General features: G+C 44.8%; 19 protein-coding genes and 1 tRNA gene. 8 read left to right on the top strand and 12 right to left on the bottom strand.

Translation table 11 applies throughout. From position 1 onward, the window contains the following. Positions 1-348: 348 nt before the first annotated feature. The 10 genes from Xhom_RS04685 to glyQ all read right to left on the bottom strand — a co-directional run bounded on the left by Xhom_RS04685 (position 349) and on the right by glyQ (position 12426). Positions 349-1824 (bottom strand): M16 family metallopeptidase, encoded by a 1476-nt coding sequence (locus Xhom_RS04685; protein WP_069317614.1) that lies wholly within the window; start codon positions 1822-1824, stop codon positions 349-351. Positions 1825-1929: 105 nt separating this feature from the next. Continuing rightward, positions 1930-2637 (bottom strand): HAMP domain-containing protein, encoded by a 708-nt coding sequence (locus Xhom_RS04680; protein ID WP_069317613.1) that lies wholly within the window; start codon positions 2635-2637, stop codon positions 1930-1932. 237 nt (positions 2638-2874) lie between these two features. Beyond that, complete coding sequence (gene dppF, locus Xhom_RS04675; RefSeq protein WP_099139673.1) at positions 2875-3858, bottom strand: dipeptide ABC transporter ATP-binding subunit DppF; 984 nt, start codon at positions 3856-3858, stop codon at positions 2875-2877. A 65-nt stretch (positions 3859-3923) separates the two neighbouring features. Beyond that, entirely contained in the window at positions 3924-4904 is a 981-nt protein-coding gene (dppD, locus tag Xhom_RS04670) for a dipeptide ABC transporter ATP-binding protein (protein WP_069317612.1), read from the bottom strand. A gap of 12 nt (positions 4905-4916) precedes the next feature. Continuing rightward, positions 4917-5819: a dipeptide ABC transporter permease DppC gene (dppC, locus tag Xhom_RS04665; RefSeq protein WP_069317611.1), complete on the bottom strand. Its 903-nt coding sequence runs from the start codon at positions 5817-5819 to the stop codon at positions 4917-4919. 10 nt (positions 5820-5829) lie between these two features. Continuing rightward, entirely contained in the window at positions 5830-6849 is a 1020-nt protein-coding gene (gene dppB / locus Xhom_RS04660) for a dipeptide ABC transporter permease DppB (RefSeq protein ID WP_069317610.1), read from the bottom strand. Positions 6850-6997: 148 nt separating this feature from the next. Then, positions 6998-8608: a dipeptide ABC transporter periplasmic-binding protein DppA gene (gene dppA, locus Xhom_RS04655; protein ID WP_069317609.1), complete on the bottom strand. Its 1611-nt coding sequence runs from the start codon at positions 8606-8608 to the stop codon at positions 6998-7000. Between the two features lie 546 nt (positions 8609-9154). Further along, positions 9155-9231, bottom strand: a tRNA-Pro gene (locus Xhom_RS04650). Positions 9232-9423: 192 nt separating this feature from the next. Next, on the bottom strand, positions 9424-11493 hold the full coding sequence (gene glyS / locus Xhom_RS04645) for a glycine--tRNA ligase subunit beta (protein ID WP_069317608.1): 2070 nt from the start codon (positions 11491-11493) through the stop codon (positions 9424-9426). Positions 11494-11502: 9 nt separating this feature from the next. Continuing rightward, a complete protein-coding gene (gene glyQ / locus Xhom_RS04640; protein WP_069317607.1) occupies positions 11503-12426 on the bottom strand; it encodes a glycine--tRNA ligase subunit alpha in 924 nt (307 codons plus the stop codon). A 201-nt stretch (positions 12427-12627) separates the two neighbouring features. Between glyQ and Xhom_RS04635 the strand changes: the two genes are divergently transcribed. From Xhom_RS04635 to Xhom_RS04625, 3 genes are all read left to right on the top strand, one after another. Continuing rightward, entirely contained in the window at positions 12628-13206 is a 579-nt protein-coding gene (locus Xhom_RS04635) for a DNA-3-methyladenine glycosylase I (RefSeq protein ID WP_069317606.1), read from the top strand. 186 nt (positions 13207-13392) lie between these two features. Beyond that, positions 13393-14649 (top strand): valine--pyruvate transaminase, encoded by a 1257-nt coding sequence (locus Xhom_RS04630; protein WP_069317605.1) that lies wholly within the window; start codon positions 13393-13395, stop codon positions 14647-14649. 613 nt (positions 14650-15262) lie between these two features. Beyond that, a complete protein-coding gene (locus tag Xhom_RS04625) occupies positions 15263-15631 on the top strand; it encodes a YceK/YidQ family lipoprotein (RefSeq protein ID WP_069317604.1) in 369 nt (122 codons plus the stop codon). Between the two features lie 73 nt (positions 15632-15704). Here Xhom_RS04625 and Xhom_RS04620 read toward each other — a convergent pair whose 3' ends face one another. Next, the gene (locus Xhom_RS04620) at positions 15705-17021 is read right to left on the bottom strand and encodes a YidR family protein (RefSeq protein ID WP_069317603.1); all 1317 of its coding nucleotides are present in this window, start codon (positions 17019-17021) and stop codon (positions 15705-15707) included. 134 nt (positions 17022-17155) lie between these two features. Here Xhom_RS04620 and Xhom_RS04615 point away from each other — a divergent pair, with 134 nt between their 5' ends. After that, positions 17156-17773, top strand: a complete 618-nt coding sequence (locus Xhom_RS04615; protein WP_069317602.1) for a trimeric intracellular cation channel family protein — start codon at positions 17156-17158, stop codon at positions 17771-17773. 56 nt (positions 17774-17829) lie between these two features. Here Xhom_RS04615 and ligB read toward each other — a convergent pair whose 3' ends face one another. Next, positions 17830-19614 (bottom strand): NAD-dependent DNA ligase LigB, encoded by a 1785-nt coding sequence (ligB, locus tag Xhom_RS04610; protein ID WP_069317601.1) that lies wholly within the window; start codon positions 19612-19614, stop codon positions 17830-17832. 306 nt (positions 19615-19920) lie between these two features. Between ligB and gmk the strand changes: the two genes are divergently transcribed. From gmk to trmH, 4 genes are read left to right on the top strand one after another with little or no spacing between them, the layout of a single operon-like run. Then, positions 19921-20544 (top strand): guanylate kinase, encoded by a 624-nt coding sequence (gmk, locus tag Xhom_RS04605; RefSeq protein WP_069317600.1) that lies wholly within the window; start codon positions 19921-19923, stop codon positions 20542-20544. Between the two features lie 59 nt (positions 20545-20603). After that, positions 20604-20879, top strand: coding sequence for a DNA-directed RNA polymerase subunit omega (gene rpoZ, locus Xhom_RS04600; protein ID WP_069317599.1), 276 nt, complete (start codon positions 20604-20606; stop codon positions 20877-20879). An 18-nt stretch (positions 20880-20897) separates the two neighbouring features. Beyond that, positions 20898-23012 (top strand): bifunctional GTP diphosphokinase/guanosine-3',5'-bis pyrophosphate 3'-pyrophosphohydrolase, encoded by a 2115-nt coding sequence (spoT, locus tag Xhom_RS04595; RefSeq protein WP_069317598.1) that lies wholly within the window; start codon positions 20898-20900, stop codon positions 23010-23012. Positions 23013-23018: 6 nt separating this feature from the next. After that, positions 23019-23735, top strand: coding sequence for a tRNA (guanosine(18)-2'-O)-methyltransferase TrmH (gene trmH / locus Xhom_RS04590; protein WP_069317597.1), 717 nt, complete (start codon positions 23019-23021; stop codon positions 23733-23735). Positions 23736-23749: the final 14 nt, after the last annotated feature.

The following is a 23749-nucleotide window of genomic DNA, read 5'->3' as shown; positions in this document are numbered from 1 at the left end:
GGACTGATTGCTTACTGCCTTAAATTGAAAAAACCATCACTGAAAGTTTTCTACTCAGAAGAAGCTGTTCCAATGATGGCTTAAGCAGAATTCGGGTTAAATTACTTTTCTCATAAAGATGATATAAGAACTTTATTCAGTATTGTTCCTAACCACCTGAAAGATAAACTTGAATGGTCTGGTCCTAAATCATCTTTTTTAGTATTCAAGCCTAGCCGGAAAGATCCCTCGCGATCTTCCGGTCTGTTTGATGATCACCCTGCCTCGTAATTGCCAATCCGTTATAGAACACAAAGATCAGGGCACTCACCTTAAATCAACCTAAAAATAGCTCTTCTTCGTACAACCTTACTCCACTTCTTTCGTTGTTTCAGTTTCAGATTGTTGAGGCTTTTCTGGCAATGGTCCCGGGCGCATAATCTGGTTAAAGCTATCTTTGATTAGATTAACATCAACCTTTTCTTCACCTTTGGGTTGCACCAGAATAAAAGAGATTTCTTGCGACAGCATTTCTTTCAATCTGTTATTCAAGAGCTGTGGTGTCAGGGAAGATAAAAATGTTTGCCTTAAGCGCCGGAATTGTTCGGGAGCGATATCTGTCACGTTATTTTGTTGTGAAAGTAAACGTTGGTTGATCAAAATATCAGTGTCTGTACGAGCATACATGGCGAACAATTGCTGAAGCTGCGTTCGTTTTTGCTCATAAAGTTCATCAAATTGTTCCTGCGGAAGCCCATTTTCACGCAATGATGATAACTGAGAAGCCAAATAAAGTGTGGATTCCATCAGTTTGTCTCTGGAAGTATCCAGATTTAATGAGCAGTTCGCCCGCTGATATAACACACGGCAATCCAAGCCTAACTTCATGCCATCATGTTTTTCTTTAAGCTCTGTTTGCAAATAACGATAAAGCGCATCACGCGCCAGGTCGTTTAGCCAATACTGCATCAGTGTCTGCGAATCGTTAATCTGTAACCAATTTAGGTTCCAGTTTAAAGATAAACGGTCTTGTTGGACTTTATCACTGACCACGTTAATCGTTTCTGATTTTAGTGGCAGCAGTGTTGGAACAGGAACGGGGGTCTGCCGTTTTCCTTCCAATGATGCAAATGCCTGATTAATCCGCTCTGACAGTAACCGATTGTCAACGTGACCCGCGATATAGAGTGTCATTGCGTCTGGCGTGTACCATTGCTGATAAAAGTTTGCGACTTTCCTCACGTCTACAGGCACGGATACGGCCATGCCCGGATCATGATCGATCAAGGTAGAACCTTTCAGCCGCATACGCCACATCGGATCTTGGATATCAGGCGGAAATGTTGTGACCGGATATTCAGCCTCTTTCATGGCCTGTGCTAATGTCTCTGGCATAAATACTGCGCGACCGGCAATATCAGATAACCATATCAGCGCATCTTGCAGTAAATCAGGGCGGTTATTCGGTAGGCTCAGGCTATAGAGTGTAAAATCGTATGAAACAATGGCTGGAGGAAAGGGATTGTTGGTATTCATCGCGTTATGCCATAGATTTTCCAGTTTTTGCGAGGACAAATCTTTACTGCTGGATAAGACGATTTTCGGGATAAGGTAGGTATAGCCTTTTTGCTGATTTTTCTCAGCTAATGAGCCCGTTTTTACCAATAACCGCAACTGTATTCTGTCATTGGGCCGCTGTGGTGTTTGCAGGACTTGCCAATTGAAGCCATTTTCAAGTTTGCCTTGTTGCCAAGCCGGGTCAGGCTGTAAGGTTTCTGCTTGTGCTAAGCAAGTCGTCGCCAGAATCGCGCCACCAATAAGATATCTGATTTTGTTGCCTTGCATTCTCACTTACCCCTACCTGTTTAATTGTATCCTTGATACCTAAGCCAATCAGAATAATCTAGATATTATCACCAAGGATTAGACTATTATTCATCTTGTAAGGTTTCATTTTGATCGCGTTTTCTGCTTATTAGATTGGCGATTATAACCTTTTACCAGTAGTCCCAATTCATCATCCTGATGACTCTTAGGGCAAGGCATAGGCTCTGGTGGATGTTCTTCGTTCAGTTTAAGCGCAATATTGCGCAGTGGATGTATGATAATGCGATTTACACACCAGCTTATCGATACTGTAAGAATAAGTGCAAGCAATAAATAGGTAGTCAACATTAATGCGAGTGTACTCAAGGCAAAACGGTACACCCGATTCGAATCAACCTGCAAGATTAAGGTTCCCTGTGACTCTGAGCTTCTTGGCGAAGCGCCATAAACATAGAGCGGAATGTGTACTTCAACAGGAATACCAAAAAATCGCTCAGCCAATTCCGGGATAGGGCGATGGGTCGCAAAATTCAAGCTCATTATCCGACCGTTATCGGGCAATACCACGTCAGCTCTGCCTAAAATGCCTGAGGTCTTCAAGCCAATCAGTAACGCTTTTGCTTTATTGAGATCTGAACTCAACAAGGCTTCCGCCAACGGCGTCTGAATCTGTACAGCCGCGTTATTAAGCTGGCTGATATAGTCATCTTTCCGCTGCTGCAATAGATGGGATAACTGAATGGTGATGAAAATGGCAATAGTTACCAAAGTGACTCCTGTCACTGCGGCCATCTGTTTAATGGTTAACGAACGTTTGACACGCAATTTCATCTTATCCAAACCGATAATTGTAAAATACCAACTGCTACACCTTAATAAGGCGACTGAGTATACTTGATTTTCTTTGCGGCCGTCTTATTTTGATGTATGCAAAGTTATGGTTATTTCAAAAAAGTTATGATTAGTTCAAAGTAGAAAAATGACCGAGATATAACCGCTGCATTCTCTGACGTTACTATACATAACGTTTACTGCTACGTTTACATGTTATACCACGGTCAGACACGATTAGGTGGGGCGATTTTCATCCTGTTCAACCGCGAAGCATGCGATCAGTTGTTCGCCGTATTGCTGCAACTTAGGCTGAAATTGGGTACATGGGCTAAATGCACGGCGACAACGAGCAGCAAACGCACACCCCGAAGGAGGGTTCATCGGGCTTGGCAATTCCCCCGTCAACTTGATACGTTCACGGCGCAACGCGGGGTTCAGCCTCGGTGTCGCAGACAATAAAGCCTGTGTATAAGGATGACGAGGGTTAGTAAAGATCGTTTCTTTACTCCCCTTTTCAACACAACGTCCCAAATACATTACCATCACTTCATCAGCAATATGTTCAACCACTGAGAGATCATGGGAAATAAATACGTACGACAATCCCAACTCTTGCTGTAAGTCCATCATCAGGTTTAAAACCTGCGCTCTCACGGAAACATCCAGTGCAGAAACGGGTTCATCAGCAATCACCACATCCGGATTTAACATTAATCCACGGGCAATGGCAATACGCTGACGCTGGCCGCCAGAAAACATATGCGGATAACGCTGATAATGTTCAGGTTTCAAGCCCACTTTTTCCATCATCAGAAAAACTTTTTTCCGACGTTCCGCCGTGGTAAGTGACGTATTGATCAGCAGTGGTTCTTCCAAAATCTGGCCCACTTTTTTACGCGGGTTCAGAGAGGCATAAGGGTTTTGAAAAACTATCTGAATTTTCTGGCGTCTGAGTTTTTCTGCTTCTTTATCTGGTACCAGTAAATTTTGCCCCAAATAATAAAGCTCTCCCTCCGTCGGTTTTTCGATCATGGTCAGCAGCCGTCCCAGCGTGGATTTGCCACACCCGGACTCCCCGACAACAGCCAGCGTCTTGCCTTTCTCCAATTCAAATGAGACCCCATCCAACGCTTTTACCATACGCTCAGGAGAAAAGATCCCCGTCTTTACCGGATAATATTTCGTTAACCCGCTAGCTTTCAGCAAAGGAGCTGGCATTTTTTCCGGTTCACGATTTTTTTGAACATTCGCATGGTCTTGAATACTCATCTGGTTTTGAACACTCATATGGTCGGCCTCCCCTCATCATCCAGCGGTATGTGACATTTCACCTGACGCTCCCCAACGGTTTTCAATTCTGGTTCCACTTGACGGCAATGTTCATTGGCATAAGGGCAACGAGGATTAAGCAAACACCCTACCGGACGATCATATTTACCCGGAACGACCCCGGGTAACGAGGCCAAACGGGATTTGTCCACCGCAAACTCTGGCAATGCCCGTAATAATGCCTGAGTATAAGGATGACGCGGGGCACTGAAAATCTCGGTGGATTTACCCACTTCCACAACCTGCCCTGCATACATCACGATAATCTGGTGAGCCGCTTCAGCCACCAGAGCCAAGTCATGTGTGATCAAAATCAGGGCCATGTTCTCTTGTTGCTGTAACTCCAACAACAGTTCGATGATTTGTGCCTGTATTGTCACATCCAACGCCGTCGTCGGTTCATCGGCAATGAGTAGTTTCGGGCGACAGGCGATCGCCATAGCAATCATGACACGCTGACTCATCCCACCAGAGAGTTGATGTGGATAAACGTCCAAGCGAGAAGCCGGATCAGGGATCCCAACTAAAGTCAGCAAATCAATTGCACGCTGGTAACGCGTTTTCCGGTTCCCACCTTGGTGAACTTTCAGCGCTTCCATAATCTGATAACCAACGGTGTAACAGGGGTTGAGACTGGTCATAGGATCTTGGAAAATCATAGCTATTTCCGCACCAACCAATTGGCGACGCTCTTTTTCTGAAATTTTGCTTAAGTCACGACCATTAAATTCCAGTTTTTCCGACATGACCTTGCCCGGATAATCAATCAGCCCCATAATCGCCAACGAACTGACGGATTTACCTGAGCCTGATTCCCCTACAATTCCGACAACCTCGCCTTGCTCAACACGGTAGCTGATACGGTCAACAGCGCGAAATGGTACATCTTCATCCCCGAAGTGCACCGATAATTGGTCTACATTCAACAATGCCATTTCACAATACCTCTACTGCTTGAGCTTAGGATCGAGTGCGTCACGCAGCCCGTCCCCCATCAGGTTAAATGCCAGCACCGTCAATAGGATAGCCAGCCCCGGAAAGGTGACAACCCACCATGCACTCTGCGCAAATTGCAATACATCTGCCAGCATGGTACCCCACTCTGGTGTGGGTGGTTGGGCGCCCATACCCAGAAACCCTAAGGCAGCCATATCGAGAATGGCGTTTGAAAACCCTAATGATGCCTGCACAATCAACGGAGCAAGGCAGTTTGGCAAGATATTGATGAACATCTGACGCATGGCACCTGCACCCGCCACTCGAGAAGCCGTCACATAGTCTCGGTTCACTTCAACCAACACTGCCGCCCTTGTCAGACGAATGTAGTGAGGCAGTGCAACGAAAGTCAGCGCCAATGACGCATTGACAATTGATGGGCCAAAAATAGCTACCAGAACTAATGCCAACAGCAAACTTGGTAGTGCCAGCATGATATCGACGATGCGCATGATGATAGTATCCACAATACCGCCGAAATAACCCGCCAGTACCCCCAGCGTGATCCCCATGGCCAATGAAATCACCACCACCAAACTGCCCACCAGTAATGAAAGACGTGCTCCGTACATGAGGCGGGACAGGATATCGCGCCCAACATCGTCAGTACCAAGAATAAATTGCCAGCTTCCCCCTTCCTGCCACACCGGAGGTGTCAGCAAAGCATCACGAAATTGTTCGGCCGGCCCATGAGGTGCTAATACACCCGCCAAAAGCGCCACCAGCAACATCACGATAATATAGAAGAAGCCAACGACTGCACCTTTGTTACGTTTAAAGTAGTGCCAGAATTCCTGCAACGGCGTCATCAGTTTCGGCGCACCCGATACTACTGGCTCAGTTGTTTGAGTCATCATGTGCTCCTTATTTTTTATAACGGATACGCGGATTGACGATGCCATACAGCAAATCAACCACTAGATTGACCAATATGATCATGGTCGCCACAAGTAATACGCCACCCTGCACGACCGGATAGTCACGACGTTGTAAGGCATCAATCAGCCAGCGCCCCAATCCCGGCCATGAAAAAATAGTTTCTGTCAGGATCGCACCCGCCAGCATGATGCCCACTTGTAGGCCAATTACCGTGACTACTGGCAGCAAAGCATTACGCAAAGCATGGATGATAATGACTCGCAGACGACTCAAGCCTTTCGCGCGCGCGGTGCGGATATAGTCTTCACCCAATACTTCCAGCATGGAAGAACGGGTCATACGCACAATAACTGCCAGCGGGATTGTGCCCAGAACTACGGCAGGTAAAATCATATGCATGACTGCATCAGTGAAGTCACCTTCTTCCCCCCAAATTAGCGTATCAATCAGCATAAATCCCGTCAGGGGATTACTGTCATCAAGAAATACGCTATCGCTGATCCGCCCGGAAACAGGGGTTAGATTCCATTGAACGGAAACCAGCATGATTAGCATGATCCCCCACCAAAAAATTGGCATGGAATAACCTGTTAATGACAACCCGATCGCGGTGTGATCAAAGATGGAACCGCGTTTGACCGCCGCCAATACGCCAACCGGAATACCAACGGATATGGCAAATAACATGGCACAGAGCCCCAATTCAAAAGTCGCTTTGAAGCGGGGAACAAATTCGTCCCACACTGGAATCCGACTTTTCAAAGAGATCCCCAAATCACCATGCAATACGCCATTGATATAATGAAGGTATTGCTCCCACAGAGGTTTATCCAGCCCCATTTCAGCCAATAATTGAGCATGTCGCTCAGCAGAAATACCACGTTCTCCCGCCATAATCAGCACTGGATCACCAGGGATCATATGTACAAAAGCGAAAGTCAGCAGCGTAATGCCAATAAACGTTGGGATCACTAATCCCAAACGCCGAAGGATAAATTGCAGCATATCCTGAATTCTCTTTTTAAATACCAATTACGGCTCTTCAGGCCGTTTGGTGTAATACAAGGTTCGACCTGCCCATCAGAGAAGCGAAACCATCCCCGCAGAAAAATCCGGGGGATGGTCAAGCGCAACAAATCAACAGCAAGAATGATTATTCGATATCAACGTTGTAAAAATGGTGTTTACTAAAAGAGTCAACAACATAACCCTTCACCTCTTTACGAATTGGCTCGTAAACCGTGGAGTGGCCGATGATCAGTGCTGGAACTTGCTCATGCATAACAACTTGAGCCTGTTTATAAAGCTCGGTACGTTTGTTGATGTCAGCAGTTTCGCGGGCAGTCAGGATAATGTCATCGAACGGCTTATAACACCATTTGGAATAGTTGGAACCTCTCTCTTTGGCGGCACAGCTAAACAAAGTACCGAAGAAGTTATCAGGGTCACCATTGTCACCTGTCCATCCCATCATAACCGTCTTCGGCTCGCCATCTTTGGCGCGCTTCAGATATTCTCCCCACTCATAACTGACTATCTTGGCTTTAACACCAATCTTCGCCCAATCAGCTTGGAGCATTTCCGCCATGCGACGGGCATTCGGGTTATACGGACGCTGAACCGGCATTGCCCATAAATCCGTTTCAAAACCATTCGGGAAACCCGCTTCTTTCAGCAGTTCCTTGGCCTTGGCTGGGTCATAGGCGTAATCTTTGATGTCATCGTTATAGCCCCATATGGTCGGTGGGATCAGGTTTTTCGCTTTCTGACCAGCTCCCTGATAAACCGCCTCAATGATGGCATCTTTATTTACCGCCATAGACAATGCCTGACGGACTTTTTGGTTATCCATCGGCGGCTTGGTAACGTTGAAAGAAAGGTAGCCAACATTCAAACCCGCCTGTTCTTTCAGGACAATGTTTTTATCCTGTTTCATACGAGCAATGTCAGCGGGATTTGGATATGGCATTACTTGGCATTCGTTTTTCTGCAATTTTGCATAACGAACAGAAGCGTCAGGAGTAATGGAGAAGACTAAACGGTCAATTTTCGCAGGCCCTTCCCAGTAATCCTGAAAGGCTTTATAGAGAATGCGCGAATCTTTTTGGTATTGCTGTAATTGAAACGGGCCTGTACCGATCGGATTAAGATCAACTTTCTCCGGTGTGCCAGCCTTCATCATAACATCCGCATACTCTTTAGACAGAATAGAGGCGAAATCCATCCCGATATCAGCCAGGAAAGGCGCTTCAGGGCGGGATAGAACAAAACGGATGGTGTAATCATCCACTTTTTCTATTTTGCTGATAATGTTACCCAAATCCATGCCAGTAAAGTATTCATAACTCCCACCTGACACTTTATAGTATGGATGATTTTTATCCTTCTGGCGCATGAAGGTGAAAACCACGTCATCAGCATTGAAATCGCGTGTTGGCTTGAATTCCTTGTTGCTGTGCCATTTTACGCCCTTACGCAAATGGAAAGTGTAAATCTTGCCATCATCACTCACGTCCCAACTTTCGGATAGACTCGGAATAATCTCTGTCGTACCTAATTTAAAATCCACTAAACGGTTATAGATGGGTACTGAACTCGCATCAAAAGTTGTACCAGAGGTGAATAACTGAGGGTTGAAGCCTTCAGGAGAACCTTCAGAGCAGTAAACCAGTGTCTTTGCCTGAATACTGGCTGTAACAGCCAGTGCGACAAGGCCAACACCCAATTTCAAAAAACTGGACTGTTTTTTTTTGGAGAAGATCATAACTCGAACTCCGTTTGTGATGTTTATTATGTCGTTGCCAGCCCAGAGTTTTCTTCCTGAAGCTACTGTCCCAGCATGTTTTTTTGCTTTTCGTTTATCAATTAATCAAGTGTTATGTCTGACGTCAACTTAATCACGCACAATATCAGAAACATCAGGAAAACATAAAAGAAAAGAATTATTAACAATTGTGGTTAAAAAACATGATGGGAAGCACATTAAATAGACAAATTCACTAGAATAGCCGCCAATAAAAAGAATTAACCTCTAGTAATTATAATTTTGAAATTGTGACCAATTACTTAAATAATGAGCAGTTATGATTATAAAAAAGATGGGGGAATAAGATGTTGATGAGATTCACGCAGAAGAAATGATTTAAATATAAACAACTAGAGAAAGAATGATTACATAGCTTGTTAAAATAATAGTTTTTGCTATTAATTTGGCTTATTAACGCTAATTTTAATCTAACAAAAAAGTATGAAAAATTTTATTTTTCACATAAGAAAAAACCCCGCTCATAAGAGCGGGGTTTCAGAATGCTGGTCGGCGAGAGAGGATTCGAACCTCCGACCCACTGGTCCCAAACCAGTTGCGCTACCAAGCTGCGCTACTCGCCGAAAACGAAGCGCATCTTACTGCCAGCGCCACAAACCGTCAATACCTTTTTAAAGATAAGTGTTTATTTGACGATAAACCAACCAGAATACGCCTGTTAAGTCTTTTTTTTGGATCTATCTGAATAAATCAAGTGCAGTAAAAAGCCTCGCTTTAACTCACGAGGCTTTCATCAATAACGCAGAATACAGGTATCACTGGAGCAGTGAAATATCTGCCACTTGCAGGAACAGGGCGCGCAGTTCACTTAATAGTGTCAGGCGATTGGCTCGCACTTGCAAATCTTCATCCATGACCATCACGTTGTCAAAGAACGCATCCACCACTTCACGCAGGGAAGCCAATTCAACCAAAGCATCCTGATAATTACCTTCCACAAACAAAGGAGCCAGTTTTTCTTTCAGCACAACGAGATGAGTTGCCAATTGGATCTCTTCTGCTGCTTTCAATACGGAAGCCAAAACACCGTCATTCAGCTTCTCTTCTGATTTCGCCAGAATGTTGGAAACACGCTTATTAGCGGCAGCCAGAGAAACGGCTTCATCCAACGTACGGAAATGTGTTACCGCTTTCACCCGGGCATCAAAATCTGCCGGTTGGGTCGGGCGACGCGCCAGTACCGCCTGAATGGTATCAACACTGTAGCCAAGTTCCTGATACCAAGTGCGGAAACGGCCAAGCATAAACTCAACGACATCAGCCACAGCTTTTTCGTTGGTCAGTTTGTCACCGTAAAGACGCACAGCTTCTTCAGCCAAGGTCTGGAGATCGAGAGGCAATTTTTTCTCGACAATAATACGCAAAACACCCAAAGCCGCGCGACGCAATGCGAATGGGTCTTTATCCCCTTTCGGATGCTGACCAATGCCGAAAATACCCGCCAAAGTATCCATTTTATCCGCAATGGCTACCGCACAGGAAACACCTGTCGATGGCAGTTCGTCACCAGAAAAACGCGGTTGATACTGTTCATTCAGTGCCAACGCAACATCTTCAGCTTCTCCATCATGGCGAGCATAATGCATTCCCATCACACCCTGCGTATCAGTGAATTCGAACACCATATTGGTCATCAGGTCACATTTGGACAACAACCCAGCCCGCGTTGCATGATTGACGTCTGCACCGATTTTTTCAGCAATCCAGCCAGCCAATGCCTGAATGCGATCCGTTTTGTCACGCAGTGTACCTAGCTGTTTCTGGAACAATACCGTTTCCAGACGTGGCAAGTTATCTTCCAAACGTTGTTTACGGTCAGTTTTGAAGAAAAACTCTGCATCTGCCAAACGTGGACGCACAACTTTTTCGTTACCAACAATAATTTGTTGCGGATCAGAAGACTCAATATTGGCAACAAAAATAAAGTTCGCCATCAATTTGCCGGAGTTATCATAAACCGGAAAATATTTCTGATCGCCTTTCATGGTATAAACGAGTGCTTCGGCAGGAACATCCAAAAATTTTTCTTCAAATTTCGCTGTCAGTACAACAGGCCATTCCACCAACGAAGTCACTTCTTCCAGTAGACTGTCACTCAGATCTGCCATACCACCAAGCTGCATGGCCGCCTGCTCTGCATCACGTTTAATGACCGCCTTACGCGCATCATAATCAGCAATGACTCGACCACGCTCCTGCAAAATCGCCGGATACTGTTCTGCATTTTCAATGATAAATTCCGCTTCACCCATAAAACGGTGACCACGAATAATGCGATCAGATTTGATACCCAGAATTTCGCCTTCAATCACTTCACTGCCCAGCAGCATAGTGATCGTATGCACAGGACGCACGAATTGAGTTTCTTTATCTCCCCAACGCATCAGTTTAGGGATCGGCAATTTGCCCAATGAACTGCTTACCATACCGGCCAGCAGCTCTTTAGCTTCACAGCCTTTGACATAAGCGCGATAGAGTAACCATTCACCTTTATCGGTTACCATGCGTTCAGCCTGATCAACAGTTATACCACAACCACGCGCCCAGCCTTCTGCCGCTTTGGTTGGTTTGCCTTCAGCATCAAACGCCTGAGAAATCGCAGGGCCACGTTTTTCAACCTCACGATCGGCCTGTGCCGCAGCCAAATCTGCCACTTTCAGCGCCAAACGGCGAGGAGCCGCAAACCAGCTAACTTCACCATGACCCAGATTGGCGTTGTTCAATTCTGCTTCAAAATTGGCCGCAAAAGATTCAGCCAGTGAACGCAGCGCCTTTGGTGGCAGCTCTTCTGTGCCGATTTCCACAAGGAAAGTCTGTTGAGTCATGACGGCCTCTTAATTCTTGTTACACATGGTTTTGTTACACATAGGGAAGCCAAGCGCCTCGCGGGAGGCATAATAAGCTTCAGCAACCGATTTGGTCAGAGTACGGATGCGCAGGATATAGCGCTGACGTTCAGTCACGGAGATCGCTTTACGGGCATCCAGCAAATTGAAGGTATGAGCCGCTTTTAAAATACGCTCATAAGCCGGCAATGGCAGCGGAGTCTCCAGCGCTAACAATTCCTGAGCTTCTTTTTCGTATTGCTCAAAGCAGGTGAACAGAAAATCCACATCGGCATGTTCGAAGTTATAAGTGGACTGTTCAACTTCATTCTGGTGATAAATATCGCCATAGGTCGTTTTACCCAGCGGGCCATCGCTCCACACCAGATCGTAAACGCTGTCCACGCCCTGAATATACATCGCAAGACGTTCCAGACCGTAGGTGATTTCACCGGTCACAGGTTTACATTCAAGGCCACCAACCTGCTGGAAGTAAGTGAACTGAGTCACTTCCATACCATTCAGCCAGACTTCCCAGCCAAGTCCCCAGGCACCCAAGGTTGGGTTTTCCCAGTTATCTTCAACAAAGCGGATATCATGAACGGAAGGATCGAGTCCCAACGCTTTCAGAGAGCCAAGATAAAGTTCCTGAATATTGTCTGGAGATGGCTTGATGACAACCTGAAACTGGTAATAGTGCTGGAGGCGGTTTGGGTTTTCACCATAACGCCCGTCAGTCGGACGACGGGAAGGTTGCACATAAGCCGCTGCAATGGGTTCTGGCCCCAAGGCACGTAAGCAGGTTATAGGGTGAGAAGTTCCTGCGCCGACTTCCATATCCAATGGTTGGATAATGGTACAGCCTTGACGCGCCCAGTAATCCTGTAATGTCAGGATAGTCCCCTGAAAGGTTTTGGTATCAAACTTTTGCATGTTGAATCCGCACGCGATACATATGAATTTAAATGAAAGCGATCAGTATACCCTTTGACTGTAAGATATACAGCACTGATCTCCCCTCAATTTCACCGCAGTATAAAAAAATCTTATTCAAGCTACTTTACTTGTATATTTATACAGTTAAAATTGGCGTAATAATTAACCACCTTCTATATCTATGGAGAAATCAGATTTATGAGCAAGGAGATAATTCGCTGCGGTTGGGTCACATCGGATCCTGATTACCTGTCCTATCACGATAATGAATGGGGCAATCCGCTGAGAGATAACCAGCAACTTTTTGAGTTAATTTGCCTTGAAGGGCAGCAAGCGGGTTTATCGTGGCTCACTATCCTGAAAAAACGAGCTGGTTACAGAAAGTGCTTCCATCAATTTGATCCGGCCAAAGTTGCCAGTATGGATGAAAATGATGTTGATAGGCTGATGCAAGATCCTGCCATTGTGCGCAATCGTGCCAAAATCAACGCTATTATTCACAATGCCCGTGCTTACCTAAACATGGCTGAACAAGGCGAAGACTTTAGTTCCTTTATCTGGCATTTCGTTGATCATGTACCACAGATTAATCACTGGAAAACGTTGTCAGATGTCCCTGCCCAAACCTCCGTTTCAGGTGAACTTTCAAAGGCACTGAAAAAACGGGGATTCAAATTTATTGGTAGTACAACCTGTTACGCTTTTATGCAGGCTGCTGGCTTAGTTAACGATCACCTTATAAGCTGCTTATGTCGAAAAAATGAAATCAGTGCATAAAATCAAACACTATTTTTTAACCGAAATATAAAACTGGAAAAATACTACACCACCAGTCTTTTGGTTCAAAAAAAAGCCAGTTTACAATATATAGAATCATTAATTGGCTACTCTACCCCATTGCACCCCAATAAGGTGCGGGGTATCGTGTCTTTTCTTCTATAAAATAGAGATACAAACGCCGCTATGAAATTCTCTCAATTCGGAAACAAATTCACACAAGACTCAGGCATTACTCGCCTCATGAATGATCTCAACCAAGGTCTGAGAACGCCTGGAGCTATCATGCTAGGTGGTGGCAATCCTGCCCATATTCCTGAAATGGATGATTATTTCCAACAGATATTGACTGACATGGCATTAAGCGGCCAATTAACTGAAACCTTATGCAATTATGACGGGCCACAAGGGAAAAATACCCTGATAACAGCGCTGGCCGAAGAATTGCGGGAAAAACTGGGGTGGGAGATCCATCCACAAAATATTGCGTTAACCAACGGCAGCCAAAGCGCTTTTTTCTACCTTTTTAATTTATTGGCAGGCCGCTCAGAAGATGGCTCAATGAAACGAGTTTTATTTCCTATTGCGCCTGAATATATTGGCTATTCTGATTCCGGTCTGGATGAAGGGTTGTTTGTTGCCAATAAACCGAATATTGAATTGCTGCCCAATGGCCAATTCAAATATCACGTTGATTTCGATCATCTGAATATTTCTGAAGATATCAACCTGATTTGTGTCTCCCGCCCAACCAATCCAACAGGCAATGTTATCACTGACGAAGAATTACTGCGCTTGGATGGACTGGCTCAACAACACCAAATTCCGCTGTTAATCGACAATGCCTACGGTGTTCCGTTCCCCGGCATTATTTTCAGCGAAGCGACCCCGTTGTGGAACCCCAACATTATTCTGTGTATGAGTTTGTCCAAACTTGGGCTTCCGGGAGCACGTTGTGGAATTATCATTGCCAATGAGAAGATAATCAAATCAGTCAGCAATATGAATGGCATTATCAGCCTGGCTCCGGGAGGGGTTGGCTCATCTATTGCACTGGAAATGATCAGACGTAATGACCTGTTCCGCTTATCGCAAAATGTCATCCAGCCCTTTTATAAAAAACGGGTAGACAGTGTTATTGAGATCATTCGCCGCCATATGTCAGAAGATCGCTGTCTTATCCATAAACCAGAAGGAGCGATCTTCCTCTGGCTTTGGTTCAAAAACCTGCCCATCACCACAGAAGTGCTTTATCAGAGATTGAAAAAACGCAAAGTTCTGATGGTGCCGGGCCATTTCTTCTTCCCCGGTTTAGAACAGAACTGGCCTCATGCCCATCAATGTATGCGTATGAATTATGTTCCTGATTTAGAAAAGATTGAAGAAGGCATCCGCATTCTCTCTGAAGAGATAGAAATAGCGCATAAAGAAGCTGGAAATTGATTTAATAACACAATAAAAAAAAGCTCCCTCTTTAGGGGAGAGGGAGCAAGATGATAACGAGGACTTTTACCTGAGAACAGGCCAGTAGTTATTAGAATCCCAAAAGAATTCTTCACACACAATAGGAAAAGAAAACAATCCTTGTTTATACACTTTCCCTGAATTGCGTACATTAAATCAGAAAAAACCTAATCTAATAAGTTGAATAAGTAAGGTTTTTTACTTTAAATCATTTCTAATATCTCAAATTTAGACGATCGATTCACATTCTGTGATCTAACGCACACTGATAAATTAAGTAAAAATTCTTAAGTAGTCATCACCAACCTCATCATTGTAACGCCAAAAAAATAATCCTTAAAATTTGGATGGGATCACTACATCTCATATTTCACATTAAAGAATGTGCATACAAACAGAATTTAAACTCATATCACAAAAAATCGTTAAGTTTAGCGATAAGTGCTATAGCAAACTGAATATTACCTGACTATAGTAAATAGCATTGAATAATTAATTAGTTATTATTTAAAGGTTATCTTGATGCTTTGGAGAAAGCAGTGTTAGAGAGCAAATAAATTATCTGAACATTGGCAAATTAACTCATGAGATCATGGAAATGATAAAAAACCGTAAAGTGCTTCTATTATTATGTACCACATTGAGTGGATTACTTGTCACAGGCTGCTCCAGTATCATGACTCATAATGGCCCCTATCAAGGTTATTATTCTGGAGCAAAGGCCAATCTTGGCATGCTGAAAGATGACAACACAGGATGGGTCATGAAACCGTTACTTGCTATTGATCTTCCATTCTCAGCCTTCTTGGATACACTTCTTATCCCCTATGATTATGCTCGTTCAGATCAAGACAAAGCAGGTGAATCTCCTAAACATCGCATTGAGCAGTTAGAGAAGAACTCAACCACTACACTGAAAGCCCCCAAAATTGTGCATAATGGTTCCACCCCAATCCAATAGACGCTTTCAGTCGAGATAAAATCATCTATATGTTTATAACTACGTGACTGGGGTGAGTGAGTCTTGTTCCAAGTCATTCCTGTTCCAAGTCATTCCTGTTCCAACTAATTCCTGTTTCAACTACGAATATCTGCCGATATCCCTCAATATCACGCATAAAGGCAACATAGCGGTCGTCCGGTGATATTACTATCGCATCGGCAGAAGGCGCTTCATCGGTGCGTTCCGTTAAACGACGCATTTCTCCATTTTGACAACTACAAAGCATGACACTGTTGTCACAAACACACGCAATAAACCGGCCACGGCTATCCCAGCTTAATGCAGATTGAATATTGTCAGGACCGTGAGTTATCTGCACTGGATCACCGCCATTTGGCGAGATATACCATAATTGGACGATCCCCTTTTCGTCTTTCATCAGAAAACAGATTTTGCTGCCATCCGGCGATGCTCTCAACCAATGTCGGGGAACATTCACCACCCCCGGCCAGCGTTTGTCATGTGTAAAGGTCAATCGTCTCTGCTTCACACCCGATGGCGGAGCGGGCAAGGTTGTTTCCGTTCCCTCCAGAGGTTGATTGCCCGCAATAGCGTAATTACTGTCGTTTTCAGGTAAGTCAACAAGATAAATTTCCGGGATCTTTTCACCATTCTTTGCGCGAGTATCCCCAATAAAAGCCAGTGCCCAGCGTTGCCATTGGCCATTATCTTTGAGATAGCCCCGCTGCCCAATCCAACCTTCTTCATAAGCCCGATTGATATCATCACTTCCAGGACGAGGATGTGCTGTAGTCTGGCTGACAATAACCGAAAAGTAGCTGCCGGCATATTCTCTCGGATGTTTTGTAGTAGGTATAACAGGCTGTAAGGGTACGGCGACAGCGACATTACGTAAGTCCAGCGTAGGGTCTAATTCATGCATCACATGATCGTTATAGGTGAAACTCAAGCGGCTGCCGTCAGGACTGAAAACGTGAACGTGCGTACCTCCCCGCAAAGCGCCAGCAGTATAAGGTGGCGTAATATCCATCGCGTCAATGTTAACTGCGACTTTCGGCTGGATATCAGAGACAATCACACCCCGACGATGATGAAAATCATAATGCCACTGCTCATCGGGTTTTTCTGGGCCATGAATAAACGCATAACGAGTCGGCTCCTGCTGACTCACAGTCACAACACCGACATGTGCTCCATCTTTCGCCTGATAGATCGCTTCAGTTTGCCCATTATCAACATGAATTTTTTCTATCGTTAAGCCAGTGAAAGATGCTCCATTAGGGCGGACGTCGTATACCAACCATTGACTGTCAGGAGTCCAGATATTTGTATTAGTTATTTGATGACTACGGCTATCAAATGTAATCTGATGTTCCTTAAAGACCATTTTTCTACCTTATCTTGCGGAGGATTCAGATAATAAAAACTAATTTTATGCAAATTTGACTAAAAAATTTCAGTCGAGACGTTATTATTTCAACAGTACTCTTTACTTCTACGTTATTCCATTTGATTAAACTTATGCTACTCAGTGTCCTTTATATCATTGGTATTACGGCTGAAGCCATGACAGGCGCCTTAGCCGCTGGCCGTCGAAAAATGGATGTGTTCGGCGTTATCATTATTGCTTCCGTGACAGCCATTGGTGGTGGTTCTGTCCGTGACATTATTCTGGGTCATTACCCCCTTGGCTGGGTAAAAAATCCTGAATATATTGTGACCGTTGCCTGTGCTGCGGTAGTCACTATCTGGGTTGCTCCCATGATGAAACATTTGCGCCGTTTATTTCTCATTCTTGATGCGATTGGTTTAATCGTTTTTTCCATTATTGGCGCTCAAATTGCACTAGATATGGAATACAGCCCGATAATCGCAGCCATTGCCGCAGTGATTACAGGGGTTTTTGGCGGCGTACTGCGCGATATGTTTTGTAATACCATTCCTTTGGTATTCCAGAAAGAGATTTATGCCGGTGTTTCTTTTGCAGCTGCTTGGCTGTATATCGCCTTATTACATACACCACTGCACCCGAATAGCGTGGTTTTAATTACGCTTATCTCAGGTCTTGCTGCACGATTGATTGCCATCCGTTACCGTCTTGGTTTACCCATTTTCAATTATGATGGCACAGACCACTAACACTAATATAAGCGTTTGGGGCAGGTTGCTGCCCCTGCGTATCTTGAACAATCATCCTATTCACCTCCGATTCCTTGCAACATTAAAGTGTTAACTAGTGTTTGAATTTCAGGATGCTGCAAGAACTCTGCAATTTTGGCTTTTTGTTTTACTGTTAATTTTTGTTTTACTGTTAATGAATTATTCTCGCCCATATTGGAGAATTGCACCTCCCTGTGCCAACCTACTTCATCCATCAATCGATTGGCATAAGGCATTCCTATCGCCTCACGCCATAATGAAATGGGCTGTGATCGTGCCTGTTGAAATTGGGTGAAAATCAATTCAGCACGCTTCGCACCAATATTGGGTATTTCAGCAAGTTGCTCCATATTTAGTGCCAACCAATCCGTTAAACGTGTTACTAATCCATGTTTAACCAAAGCAGACCACGTTCCTTGCCCTACGCCTTTCATTTTTAGTTTTTCACCAAGCCAAGTCAGGCGAGCAATAAACTGCTGCTGGCAACGATTATCATTTAAATTGTCGTTCATATGATCATGATTACTCGTAAGACAGCTCAGGAAGTGATATTCCTGCGCATCAGGTGGCTGAATCTCAGTTCGTTCAGCAATCCGCCACATCACCTTATTGAGTTTAGGAACCCCATGACCCGCCAACGCCACAGTGACTTTATCTCCCGGATATACATTCCACTGTTTCCAGCGTTTGACCGAGCCGATATTAACGCGACTGACCTGCCGATCATCCAGTTCCACTTTTTCTAACTCCAAGACAACGGATATTTTTCCTGTTCTCCCTACCGTAAAATTGACATTTTTTACGGCTGTTAATTGCTGTCGTAATGGATATTTCCATGCAATCGCCCAACTGCTGGAACCCGTTCGCCATTGGCGCCCGGCTGGTTCAGCTTCCTGCCGTAAAACAACGCCATCTGTAGCAAAAGGGAGGGGCTGAACAAAATAGTCTTTCCACCCTTTTTCAGCCTCTTCTACCGTAGTAATCGGATAGCTATATTGCTGTGCGATGGGAAACCCCATCTCTGCCAATTTTTCCAGTTTTATAGCCATTTCATGTGGTCCATCCGGCCAGCCCCAGATAAAGACCCCAATTTGTTCAAGTTCCGGCGCAGGAGTCTTGCGCATCATCAGCCCCGCTACCTTGCTGCGGGAACCTAAGCTACCGGCAACTGATTGTTGATGATGCATCTGCTGCCAAAAAAGCTCGCCCTGTAACACCAAATGCTCCGGTACACTATTTATCTGATGAGGGATCGTTATTTGCTTAGGGATCGCCGGAATGAATGGGCTTTTATCCATCCAATCTGTACCTTCAGTACCATTACCTCGGCTGATGACCCCAACCAAATGCCCTTTTTCATAAACCAATGTAACAGCAACACCATCAACTTTAGGTTGCAGCCAGACACCCGTTCTCCCCTGTAACCACTGGCGCACTTCCCATGCCTCTTTCAGTTTATGCAGACCAGTATGCTGGATAGGATGAGGCTGTTTTCCCTCCCAAGGCACAGTAACTGCAAAAGTGCCATCTGAAACTGAAAAAGTGATGTCTGGAGCCTGAGTTAAGCAACCCTGCCAAAACGTCATGGTTTCCAGCAATTGATCATAGATTTCATCATCTATTTCACTGATACCTTGCTGGCGATAAAGGTGATCCCATTTCGCCATCTGTTGCGTCAGATGTTCTATTTCGTGCTGAAGCTTTTCCTGTGACCATTCAGGACAATCGGCCTTATTTGCAAAGGCCGTGGGGATGCCAAATAGCAGCCCCCACATTGTGATGAAAAAGCTGATAAAAAAACTGATGAGAAAATTAAGCATCCTTGCTCCGTAAGTTCCTAAGACACGGGCAAAGAATAAAAAGTAAGAAAACTTTTACCAAGATTAAAAATATAGGTTTGCGAAGCATTTCTAAAAATTAATATTCAATTTCTGCAACCGTTTATTTTTCCTGAAATTGTTTCGCAAAATAATCTATTAACAGCAATTTGCTAAGAAAAAATTTTGTCCAAATGTTCGTTGGCATGTATTGTAACGCTGCATGGATTGACGTATCCGTGTATACTATGTGGGGTTTTATATTCCTGCGCTTGCATTTGTTAATACCCAATCAGTCAAGAAATCATCATGAACCAAGGAACGTTATATATTGTTTCTGCACCGAGTGGAGCAGGCAAATCAAGCCTTATTCAGGCTTTATTAAAAACTCAGCCGTTGTATGACACTCAGGTTTCTGTTTCACATACAACACGCCAATCACGTCCGGGCGAAAATCATGGTGAGCATTATTTTTTCGTCACAGTGAATGAATTCCAAAATATGATCGACCATGATGAGTTTTTGGAATATGCCTGTGTTTTTGGTAACTATTACGGTACATCCCGCAAAGTGATCGAAGATACGCTCGCCAGTGGTGTCGATGTTTTTCTTGATATTGACTGGCAAGGTGCACAGCAAATCCGTAAGAAAATGCCAGAAGCCCGTAGCATTTCCATTCTTCCACCATCCAAGGAAGAATTGCTTCGTCGCCTGCGTGGACGCGGCCAGGACAGCGAAGAAATCATTGCAAAGCGCATGGCTCAGGCTGTCGCGGAGATGGAGCATTACAACGAATATAATTACGTCATCATTAATGATGACTTCAATATGGCATTAGCCGATTTGCAATCTATCATTCGTTCAGAGCGTCTACGATTAGATCGTCAGACTCAGCGGCATGATGCCTTAATCAGCAAATTATTGGCAGACTGAACCAAGTTTCAGTATTATGCCCAGTCATTTATTTATCTTATCTGTGGAGTAGCACACATATGGCACGCGTAACTGTTCAAGACGCAGTAGAAAAAATTGGTAACCGTTTTGACCTGGTGTTGGTCGCTGCTCGCCGAGCACGCCAATTGCAATCGGGTGGCAAAGATCCTCTCGTTCCAGAAGAAAACGATAAAATGACTGTTATCGCTCTGCGTGAAATCGAGCAAGGCCTCATCAACAATAAAATTCTTGATGTTCGTGAGCGTCAGGAACAGCAAGAACAAGACGCTGCGGAAATCAAAGCCGTTTCTGCCATCGCTGAAGGTCGTCGTTAATTTTACGGTAGGTCTGCCTTGTACCTGTTTGAAAGCCTGAATCAGCTAGTTCTGAAATATTTGCCTGGAGATCAAATCGATCTACTTAAACAGGCCTATGCTGTTGCGCGGGATGCCCACGAAGGGCAAACCCGCACCAGCGGTGAACCATACATAACCCACCCTGTCGCCGTTTCCTGTATTCTGGCCGAAATGCGCCTTGATCATGAAACACTTATGGCAGCACTTCTGCATGATGTCATTGAAGATACCCCAGCGACATTTCAGGATATAGAGCAATTATTTGGCACTGCTGTCGCCGGATTGGTGGAAGGTGTATCCAAGCTGGATAAGCTGAACTTCCGTGACAAAAAAGAAGCTCAGGCTGAAAACTTCCGCAAAATGATCATGGCAATGGTACAAGATATTCGTGTCATTTTGATCAAACTGGCAGACCGTACACACAATATGCGAACACTTGGCTCTCTGCGCCCCGACAAACGGCGGCGCATTGCTAGGGAGACGCTGGAAATTTATAGTCCGCTGGCTCACCGTTTAGGTATTCATCACCTGAAAACAGAGTTGGAGGAACTGGGGTTTGAAGCCCTGTATCCTAACCGTTACCGCGTGATTAAGGAGGTTGTAAAATCCGCCCGTGGTAATCGCAAGGAGATGATCCAAAAGATTCTGTCTGAAATTGAAGGCAGATTAACAGATGCCGGTATCACTTGTACCGTCAGTGGCCGCGAAAAACATCTCTACTCTATCTATCGTAAGATGCATCTGAAAGAACAGCGTTTCCATTCCATCATGGATATCTACGCCTTTCGTGTCATCGTTGATAATCTTGATACCTGCTATCGGGTACTGGGGCAAATGCACAGTTTATATAAACCGCGCCCCGGCCGAGTAAAAGATTATATTGCCATTCCCAAGGCCAACGGCTACCAATCACTGCACACCTCTCTTATTGGCCCGCATGGCGTTCCCGTTGAAGTTCAAATCCGTACTGAAGACATGGATCAGATGGCAGAGATGGGGGTTGCAGCACACTGGGCCTATAAAGAGCAGGGAGAATCCGGCACCACTGCACAAGTACGAGCTCAACGCTGGATGCAGAGCTTACTGGAGCTTCAGCAAAGTGCTGGAAGCTCTTTTGAATTTATTGAAAGCGTAAAGTCTGATTTGTTCCCTGATGAGATTTACGTTTTTACCCCTGAAGGGCGGATTGTGGAGTTACCTGCTGGCGCAACACCCGTCGATTTTGCCTATGCTGTCCATACAGATATCGGGCATGCCTGTGTCGGTGCCCGCGTTGATCGCTTACCTTATCCACTCTCACAAACTCTCAGCAGTGGGCAAACTGTCGAAATCATCACTGCGCCAGGTGCACGCCCTAACGCTGCATGGCTGAATTTTGTCGTCAGCTCCAAAGCACGAGCCAAAATCCGTCAGTTACTGAAAAACCTGAAACGGGATGATTCCATTGGACTGGGTCGCCGTCTGCTCAATCACGCTCTTGGCAACGGTACGAAAGTTATCGATATTCCTCAGGAGAATATCAACAAAGAACTGGCAAGAATGAAGCTTGCCACTTTGGATGACTTACTGGCAGAAATAGGTTTAGGTAATGCCATGAGCGTCGTTGTTGCCCGAAATTTATTGCTGGGTGCTGCGGAAAAAATTCCCAACGGCAATGCCAATTCGTCTCGCAAGCTGCCTATCAAGGGTGCAGATGGCATTTTGATCACCTTTGCCAAATGTTGTCGTCCAATTCCAGGCGACCCCATTATTGCCCATATCAGCCCGGGGAAAGGTTTGGTAATCCACCACGAATCCTGCCGCAATATCCGTGGATATCAGAAAGAACCGGAAAAATTCATGCCTGTCGAGTGGGATAAAGATATCAATAGCGATTTTATTGCCGAAATTAAAGTTGATATGTTTAACCATCAGGGCGCACTGGCAAATCTGACAGCCGCCATTAATGATGCAAACTCCAGTATTCAAAGCATGAATACTGAGGAAAAAGATGGCCGCGTTTATTGTGCTTTCATCAGGCTGACAACCAAAGACCGGATCCAGCTGGCGAATATCATGCGTAAGATACGTGTCATGCCAGATGTGATGCGAGTCAGCCGTAACCGAAACTAAAAGGTTATGAATCCAAAACGTTACGCTCGTATTTGCCAGATGATGGCGATGCGTCAACCTGATTTGACGATTTGTTTAGAAGAAGTCCATAAGCCGCATAACGTATCCGCTGTCATTCGTACGGCGGATGCAATCGGTATCCACCAAGTCCATACCATTTGGCCCACGCAACAATTAAGAACGCAACTCTCCTCTGCCGCCGGTAGTAACAGTTGGGTTCAAGTGAAAACACATGCCACTATTGAGCAGGCCATCATGCAATTTAAATCCGATGGTATGCAGGTACTGGCAACTCATCTTTCTGATAAAGCCGTCGATTTCCGCCAGATAGATTACACTAAACCTACCTGCATCATTATGGGGCAGGAAAAGAAAGGCATTTCAAAACAAGCTATCGCTTTAGCCGATCATGACATCATCATTCCGATGGCGGGTATGGTGCAATCATTGAATGTTTCTGTAGCATCAGCCTTGATCTTGTATGAAGCACAACGACAACGGCAATTGGCTGGAATGTACCAGCAAAAAGAAAGCACGCTCTCCGAAGAAGAACAACAAAAGTTGCTTTTCGAAGGGGGATACCCTGTTTTGGCTGCCGTTTCTCGCCGTAAAGGGCTAGAACAGCCATTGATTGATAAGCAAGGGCAAATCATCGCAAGTGAATCTTGGTGGGCAGAAATGCAAGCGACAAACGCACCATCAAAAAGGAAATATACCCAATAGATTTCGAGTTGCAT

This window comes from Xenorhabdus hominickii (assembly GCF_002632725.1).
Lineage (GTDB): Bacteria > Pseudomonadota > Gammaproteobacteria > Enterobacterales > Enterobacteriaceae > Xenorhabdus > Xenorhabdus hominickii.
The sequence above is the reverse complement of the archived record's forward strand: the minus strand, read 5'-3'. Positions and strand labels throughout refer to the sequence as shown.

Bases quoted from the DNA above. Each gene is read 5' to 3' on its own strand.
- Xhom_RS04685 (WP_069317614.1), bottom strand. From the start codon at position 1,824: ATGCAAGGCAACAAAATCAGATATCTTATTGGTGGCGCGATTCTGGCG.
- Xhom_RS04680 (WP_069317613.1), bottom strand. From the start codon at position 2,637: ATGAAATTGCGTGTCAAACGTTCGTTAACCATTAAACAGATGGCCGCA.
- dppF (WP_099139673.1), bottom strand. From the start codon at position 3,858: ATGCCAGCTCCTTTGCTGAAAGCTAGCGGGTTAACGAAATATTATCCG.
- dppD (WP_069317612.1), bottom strand. From the start codon at position 4,904: ATGGCATTGTTGAATGTAGACCAATTATCGGTGCACTTCGGGGATGAA.
- dppC (WP_069317611.1), bottom strand. From the start codon at position 5,819: ATGACTCAAACAACTGAGCCAGTAGTATCGGGTGCGCCGAAACTGATG.
- dppB (WP_069317610.1), bottom strand. From the start codon at position 6,849: ATGCTGCAATTTATCCTTCGGCGTTTGGGATTAGTGATCCCAACGTTT.
- dppA (WP_069317609.1), bottom strand. From the start codon at position 8,608: ATGATCTTCTCCAAAAAAAAACAGTCCAGTTTTTTGAAATTGGGTGTT.
- glyS (WP_069317608.1), bottom strand. From the start codon at position 11,493: ATGACTCAACAGACTTTCCTTGTGGAAATCGGCACAGAAGAGCTGCCA.
- glyQ (WP_069317607.1), bottom strand. From the start codon at position 12,426: ATGCAAAAGTTTGATACCAAAACCTTTCAGGGGACTATCCTGACATTA.
- Xhom_RS04635 (WP_069317606.1), top strand. From the start codon at position 12,628: ATGAGCAAGGAGATAATTCGCTGCGGTTGGGTCACATCGGATCCTGAT.
- Xhom_RS04630 (WP_069317605.1), top strand. From the start codon at position 13,393: ATGAAATTCTCTCAATTCGGAAACAAATTCACACAAGACTCAGGCATT.
- Xhom_RS04625 (WP_069317604.1), top strand. From the start codon at position 15,263: ATGGAAATGATAAAAAACCGTAAAGTGCTTCTATTATTATGTACCACA.
- Xhom_RS04620 (WP_069317603.1), bottom strand. From the start codon at position 17,021: ATGGTCTTTAAGGAACATCAGATTACATTTGATAGCCGTAGTCATCAA.
- Xhom_RS04615 (WP_069317602.1), top strand. From the start codon at position 17,156: ATGCTACTCAGTGTCCTTTATATCATTGGTATTACGGCTGAAGCCATG.
- ligB (WP_069317601.1), bottom strand. From the start codon at position 19,614: ATGCTTAATTTTCTCATCAGTTTTTTTATCAGCTTTTTCATCACAATG.
- gmk (WP_069317600.1), top strand. From the start codon at position 19,921: ATGAACCAAGGAACGTTATATATTGTTTCTGCACCGAGTGGAGCAGGC.
- rpoZ (WP_069317599.1), top strand. From the start codon at position 20,604: ATGGCACGCGTAACTGTTCAAGACGCAGTAGAAAAAATTGGTAACCGT.
- trmH (WP_069317597.1), top strand. From the start codon at position 23,019: ATGAATCCAAAACGTTACGCTCGTATTTGCCAGATGATGGCGATGCGT.